Origin of the sequence: Geomonas sp. (assembly GCF_035254065.1) — a bacterium.
Taxonomy (GTDB): domain Bacteria; phylum Desulfobacterota; class Desulfuromonadia; order Geobacterales; family Geobacteraceae; genus Geomonas.
In genome coordinates, this window is record NZ_DATFBA010000272.1 from 1 (window position 1) to 6,327 (window position 6,327).

General features: G+C 57.4%; 6 protein-coding genes. 2 read left to right on the plus strand and 4 right to left on the minus strand.

Features of this window, described 5'->3' with window-relative positions:
- The 4 genes from VJ604_RS12445 to VJ604_RS12460 form a co-directional block, all read right to left on the minus strand.
- Nucleotides 1–401, minus strand: a 401-nt coding sequence (locus VJ604_RS12445; protein WP_324082951.1) for a PHP domain-containing protein, incomplete at its 3' end; no start/stop codon positions are given.
- Nucleotides 402–551: 150 nt separating this feature from the next.
- Nucleotides 552–1,805 (minus strand): DNA polymerase Y family protein, encoded by a 1,254-nt coding sequence (locus VJ604_RS12450; protein WP_324082954.1) that lies wholly within the window; start codon nt 1,803–1,805, stop codon nt 552–554.
- Nucleotides 1,781–2,497 (minus strand): transcriptional repressor LexA, encoded by a 717-nt coding sequence (gene lexA / locus VJ604_RS12455; RefSeq protein ID WP_324082956.1) that lies wholly within the window; start codon nt 2,495–2,497, stop codon nt 1,781–1,783. Before lexA ends, VJ604_RS12450 begins: the two co-directional genes overlap by 25 nt.
- A gap of 262 nt (nt 2,498–2,759) precedes the next feature.
- Entirely contained in the window at nt 2,760–3,281 is a 522-nt protein-coding gene (locus VJ604_RS12460; protein WP_324082958.1) for a flavodoxin, read from the minus strand.
- A 304-nt stretch (nt 3,282–3,585) separates the two neighbouring features.
- Here VJ604_RS12460 and VJ604_RS12465 point away from each other — a divergent pair, with 304 nt between their 5' ends.
- Both VJ604_RS12465 and VJ604_RS12470 read left to right on the plus strand, forming a co-directional pair.
- Nucleotides 3,586–4,482 (plus strand): AraC family transcriptional regulator, encoded by an 897-nt coding sequence (locus tag VJ604_RS12465; RefSeq protein ID WP_324082961.1) that lies wholly within the window; start codon nt 3,586–3,588, stop codon nt 4,480–4,482.
- Between the two features lie 441 nt (nt 4,483–4,923).
- Nucleotides 4,924–6,111, plus strand: a complete 1,188-nt coding sequence (locus tag VJ604_RS12470; RefSeq protein WP_324082962.1) for an iron-containing alcohol dehydrogenase — start codon at nt 4,924–4,926, stop codon at nt 6,109–6,111.
- Nucleotides 6,112–6,327: the final 216 nt, after the last annotated feature.

Below are 6,327 nucleotides of genomic sequence, written 5' to 3' on the forward strand. Positions count from 1 at the left end.
AAGAGCGGGTCGTCGGAAAGCCTCTTGAGCGTCGACAGGACCTTTGGATCGTCGCTCAGCACGACCACGCCATGCCGATATTCAGTCAGCGCCTGAACCAGGTCGAACCCTTTGCGACAGTGGAGGTCGGAGATGAGTCGGGAGATGTTCGCGTAACCTTCCTGGTTGCGGGCGAGGAGAAGCGCGCGGTTGTTTTCTGTAACCGCCTCAGTACCGATAATCGGAGCGATGCCCGCCTCCCGAGCGGCATCGAGGAAACGTGGGACCGCGTACAGCCCATTGCGATCCGTAAGCGCGACAGCGGGGCAGTTAAACTCAACAGCCCTGGCGCAAAGCCTCTCCGGCGAGTGCACGCCCCAGTTGGGAGATAGAGAGGAATGAACGTGCAAGTGAACAAACATCTAGAAAACCTTTTAACCACGAAACACACGAAAAAGGAAAAAATTGCATTGACTTGAAAATGAGTAACTGACGGTGGTGGCTTTTTTGTTTTCCCCAGGTTTAATGACTTTTTTCGTGTATCTTTCGTGTATTTCGTGGTGACTTCTCGGTCAGTTCTTAGTCAGCGTCATGTACCTATTCTGCTCCGGGTCCCACTGTGGTGCCGGTTCGCTGACCGTCAGCTTTTCCTTTCTCACCGGCACCCCTTTCCCCCAGCGCACCACGTTCTTTCCGTGCTTTTCCCGCAGAGCATCCAGCGTATCCTGCAGGTCGGACTGCTTCTTCGACGCCACATGCACCGTCGCCGGCGCGAACAGGTCCATCTGCCCCGCATCCTCCGCCACCTGGTCGCAGTTTAGCCTTAGTCCCCGCACCCGCTGCCGTCTCTTGCAGGTGGCGAAGAACAGTTCCTCCACCTCACAAAGCAACAACAGGTCGAGTGAAGTCGGCATGGGCAGAGTCTTCTTCCCCTGTTCGGTGACGCCGTCCGCGTACATGACGGATAAGGAGATCTTCCGCGCTCCCTTTCTCAGCCGGCGCAGCCTCACCCCGCACCCCTCCACCAGACGCAGCAGTTCGCACAGCAGTATTCGGTCGTCGTTCTCCTCCTGGTCGAGCAGTCCCTCCTCGACGATCTCGGTACTCAGTCTAGGAGGCTGCACGGGAGAGCGATCAATGCCGCAGGCGCGATCATGCAAGAGCGGCGCGAACGGCCCCACCGCCAGCCGCAGTTGCGGGACTGAAAGCGACGCCACCTGTTCCACCCGCTGCAGGTTCAGATCCCGAAAGAGCAGCATCTGCCGAGCCTCGCCGACGCCCGGCAGCACGGAGACGGGGAAGGGCGCCAGGAAATGCCGCTCCGAGCCGTGGAACACGTCGTACACCCCCGGCTCCTGCATGACATCCGCGGCCACCCGGGAGACGAGCTTGTTGATCCCCGCTCCCGCCATCGCCTCGAGGCTCAGCCTCGAACTGATCTCCCTTTCCAACCGCGCCGCCACGTCACGCGCCGGCCCGAACAGCCGCCTCGACGCAGTGACATCGAGAAAAACCCTCCCCGCGCCCGGCTCGACCATCGGCGTGTACTCCGCCGACAGTTCGGAGAGTGCCTGGCTGGCCTTCGCGGTCAGGTGCGGGTCCGGGGCGATCACTATGAGAGACGGGCAGGCCTTCTTCGCCTGGAAGATGGGAGTACCGGCATGCACGCCATCGGAAGCTGCTTCCTGCGACACGCACTGCAACAGCGCCCGCTCCGAGTTGAGCGGAGCCACCGCCACCGGTCTGCCACGCAGGTTGGAATGGATGACACGAGCAAGAGCGATAGGAAAGGCGGGAATGGTTACATGGAGGATTTCCCTGTCCACTTTCTGTAAAACCTCATGGAGCCGACCAGAACGCCCCTGATCTGAAAATCGTCGTCATCGGTCACCATGATCGGCTGCATGGCCGCGTTGGCCGGGCGCAGTTCGATCACGTTCCCCTTCTTGAAATACTTCTTGATGGTGATGGACCCGTTCACCTCCGCGATCACCGTCTGGCCGTTCTCCGCGACCGCCTGCGGGTGCACCGCCACGAAGTCGCCGTCCATGATCCCCATCTCCACCATCGAGTCCCCGCGCACCTCGTACACCACGTTGCCAGGACCCGCCATCGCCGAAGGCACCTCGATAGCATCCGACAGCTGAAACGCCTCCACCGGCCTCCCCGCCGCCACGATCCCGACTAACGGGAGTTCGAATACAGATGCCGTGGTCGCAGGTAAAGGCGCAGAAAGCTGCATCTTCGATGAAGTCCCAGAGCGCGTCCCCCCCTTGTTAAAGGGGGGCCAGGGGGGATTTGCCTTTAATCCCTCCGCCGAAGTCAGCTGCAACCCCCGCTTCGCGTTCCACTGTCTGGCCAGATGCCCATCCCTCTCCAGTATGCGAAGGTAATGCTGCACTGTCCCCAGCGACTCAAATCCGCACCCCTTGGCGATTTCCGCCTGTGAAGGCTGGTATCCGTTCTTTTCGTGGAACTCGGAGATAAACTGTAGAACTTTCTTCTGTTTAGGCGTCATAGCTCGCTCCCACTAACGTCGGTGCAGAAAAGCTTACTCGTAAGTTTATCGTAAGTCAACAGCGCTCACGGTTACCATAGAATTAGAAATGGGTAAGAACCCCACCATAAGTGAATCCCAGAGAATACAAGACGATCCAAATGGCCTACGCAAGGAGGCATTCATTGTGGTACTCGTGGTACTGGTGACGGAGAAAAATAAGAAAGGCCCGGATTCCTCCTGGGCCTTCCTGTGTCGGCTAGACACGTCCTGTCCTCAAGCTCTAGCGGCACTGGAGCCCGAGCCATTTCCGTATTGGTTCCTCTGCACTCCGCACAGAACCGCCAACGATGGCCAGTCCCCTTGACACCGTTGCGGCTGGGCAAAGCCTGCGGATATCGCTCTCGCTGCGTCCCAGACCACTGCCTTCATGGGTACAGAACGGAACGATGGTTTTTCCCGAGAAGTCGTACTCCTCGAGAAAACTGAATACGGCCAACGGCATGGTCCCCCACCAGTTGGGATACCCGAGATAGATCACCTCGTACTCGGAGATGTCCACGTGCACAGAGAGTTCTGGCCGGAAATTCTGTCGTAATTCCTTTTTCGAAACCTCCGTCGTCTCGTAATAATCAGCCGGATACTGCTTGACCGTCTCGATTTTAAACAGTGCAGCATCGGTGAGCTGCTGAATGATGTGCGCGGCAACCTCGGTGTTTCCCACCGGTAGGTTCACAATGGCACCTCCAACATAGTTGTTGCCAGCACGCGAATAATAGGCAATCAAACATTTGCTGTTGCTCATCACGACCTTCCTTTCCAATTTTGGTGCAGCTCTCCAAGAGCGTCCACTCCATCCATCTTTTCTCTACAATGGCTGTTGTCCGTCAGGTCGAGTTGCCTGCCTCGGGAATTTCCTCTCCATACCTCCGGTGTTTGGCAAATACTACATCAGGAAAACCAGACGGCGTTAGCCAAATCCTGCTATATTTTTGCCTGATTCTCTTGGTTGGCTGTAAAGTGTTGAAAGCCGATTACGCGTAGGGTAGGATTATGCTTGTCTTTGCACTGGTAACTGGTTAAGTAAAATAGGAAAAGTGGAGGTCCTCATGGACGAGGGGATGATGTCTTTAAACGAGGCTATTGCTCGATGGACCGAACAGGGGGAGTTGCACACCACGGCGATCCCGGATCTCGCCCTATTCAGGCGGCAGGAACTTACCGAGCCGATGAGCGGCTTATATGAGCCGAGCGTCTGCCTCGTCACCCAGGGGGCCAAACTGGTGCAATTCGGCGACGAATCCCTGGTGTATGACGCCCAGCATTTCCTTATCACGGCTATTCATATGCCCACGCTGGTCCAGGTGACACAGGCAAGCCGCGAGAAGCCTTACCTGGGGCTCAAACTGAAGCTCGACCTGCGCGAGGTCTCCCAACTAATGCTCGACTCGAACCTTCCCAAACCGCGGGCCCTGCACACCAGCCGAGGCATGGCAACCGGCGACGTCACGCCGCAACTGGTCGACGCCTTCAGACGGTTGATTGCGCTGCTTGATGATCCAATGGATATCCCCATCATGGCCCCGGTCATCCAGAGGGAGATCGTCTACCGCCTCCTGACTGGTGACCAGGGAGAACGACTGCGCCAGATAGCCGCCACTGGGAGCCAGAGCAGCCAGATAGCCCGAGCCGTCGATTGGCTGAAAGGCAACTTCAGCCTACCACTGAGGATCGAGGACCTGGCGACCCAGGTCAACATGAGCACCTCGACATTCCACCACCATTTCCGCAGCCTGACCGCAATGAGCCCGTTGCAGTATCAGAAAATGCTGCGTCTCAACGAGGCACGGCGCCTGATGCTGGCCGAGCGCCTCGACGCTACCACGGCTGCCTTCAATGTGGGATACGAAAGTGCTTCGCAGTTTTGCCGGGAGTACGGTCGTCTCTTCGGTGCGCCGCCCTTGCGGGACATCAACAGGCTGCGGCAGGCATCAGCAGCAGCCTGAGGACTTTGGGGCGGGGCGATCGGCGTAACAGATCAGAAGGGGATGGATGCCTTGGGTGTCCGTCCCCTTTTTCTTGGTCTAGCATACGCTCCTGCAGGTAATCTCCCTGGTACCTTTTTCCCCTGCCTGACGGCGTTCGTGCCAGCGGGTGCCGAAGATCCCCCTTTCTCCAGGTGTCGTCAGTGAACCCCAGCCCATGCAGGTCATGGCTATTTCTCGTCCCCCCCTTGCCTTCGCCTCGCTGCCCAGGTTCGTACTTTTTTTGCCATGTCGGACAATCAGGCAAAAATGAAGCAGGATCGAAATACCTGGTATTTCCCTGCAGGTATATGATTCCTAGTAACTAATGGCTTGAGCCATCGTGATAGCGGCGGCGTACGCTGAAAAGGTTCAGAGCCAGCCTACAATTACTTTGAGGTAAAAACTATCAGGAGACCCAACGTGAAAAATTTCATCTTCAGCATTCCCACCACCGCTTATTTCGGAAAAGGACAGATCGAAATCCTCGGGGAGACGATCAAGGCCCACGGCGGCTCCCATGTGCTGCTCGCATATGGCGGCGGAAGCATCAAGCAAAACGGCATCTACGAGGTGATCCTCGAGCAGTTTCGCAAGGCCGGTATAACCCATGTGGAGTTGAGCGGGATTCAGCCGAATCCGAGGATTGAAAGCGTGGAGGCAGGGGTCGAAATGTATCGCAAAAACTGCTGCGATTTCATCCTGGCCGTCGGGGGCGGCTCGACCCTCGACGCGTGCAAGGCTATTGCCGCCGGCGTGAAATACAGTGGGCCGGTGACAGATCTCTTTGTCGATGAGTCGGGCATCTCGTCCAAAATCACTGCAGTAGCTCCTCTGGCGACCATTCTGACCATGGCAGGAACCGGCTCCGAGTTGGATATGGGAGGTGTCATCACCGTCGGCGACGACCATAAGAAAAAGGTCGTCCTGCACCCTCTTCTCAATCCCAAGTTCTCCATCCTCGATCCCGAGTACACCTACACTGTGCCGGAGTATCATTCCATGGCCGGGGTCGCCGACATCCTCTGCCATCTGATGGAGCAATACTTCACTCCCGAGGTCGGCGCCAGCGTCCAGGACCGCATGAACGAGGGCGTCATGAAGGCTGTTCTTGAGGCGGCGCCGAAGATTCTGGCGAACCCTACGGACTATGACGCCCGTGCCAACATCATGTGGGCCAGTTCCATGGCCTTGGCCGGATTCCAGTTTGTGCTCGGCAAGCCGGGATTCCCTTTCCCGCTGCACGGCATGGGGCATGAACTTTCCAGCATGTACGACATGACCCATGGCGTCACCCTTGCGCTACTGACGCCTGCCTGGATGCGGCACACCATGAGTACCGCTCCTGAGCACCTGTCGATCTTCGCTAAATTCGCCCGCAATGTCATGGAGGTCCGTGAGGGGGACGATGCCAAAGCGGCAGGAGAAGGCGTTAAGAAGCTGGAAGCATTTTACTCGGGGATCAAGATGCCGGCGAACCTCCGGAAGGCAGGCGTCAAGGAAGAAGACCTGGAAGCGATGGCAGAGAAAGCTGTGGAAAACGGAAAACTAGGCATCCTGGCCCCACTCGATAAGGTCGAGGTGCTGCAGATCCTTCGGGCTGCCTTCTGATTTACGAGAAAGCGATCCAAGGGTGACTATAAAGCTTCGATAAAAAGGTAACGGAGGACACCATGAAGAAACGGGAATTGGGGAATAGCGGTCTGGAGGTCTCGGCCCTCGGGCTCGGCTGCATGGGGATGAGCATGGCTTACGGGAAGGTCCCGGACCGGAAGGAAATGATCGAGCTTATAGCCAAGGCGATCGATCGCGGCATCACCTTCTTCG

What these genes read in the sequence shown, in the direction of transcription:
- lexA (WP_324082956.1), bottom strand. Translation starts at nt 2,497, where the DNA reads ATGACGCCTAAACAGAAGAAAGTTCTACAGTTTATCTCCGAGTTCCAC.
- VJ604_RS12460 (WP_324082958.1), bottom strand. Translation starts at nt 3,281, where the DNA reads ATGAGCAACAGCAAATGTTTGATTGCCTATTATTCGCGTGCTGGCAAC.
- VJ604_RS12465 (WP_324082961.1), top strand. Translation starts at nt 3,586, where the DNA reads ATGGACGAGGGGATGATGTCTTTAAACGAGGCTATTGCTCGATGGACC.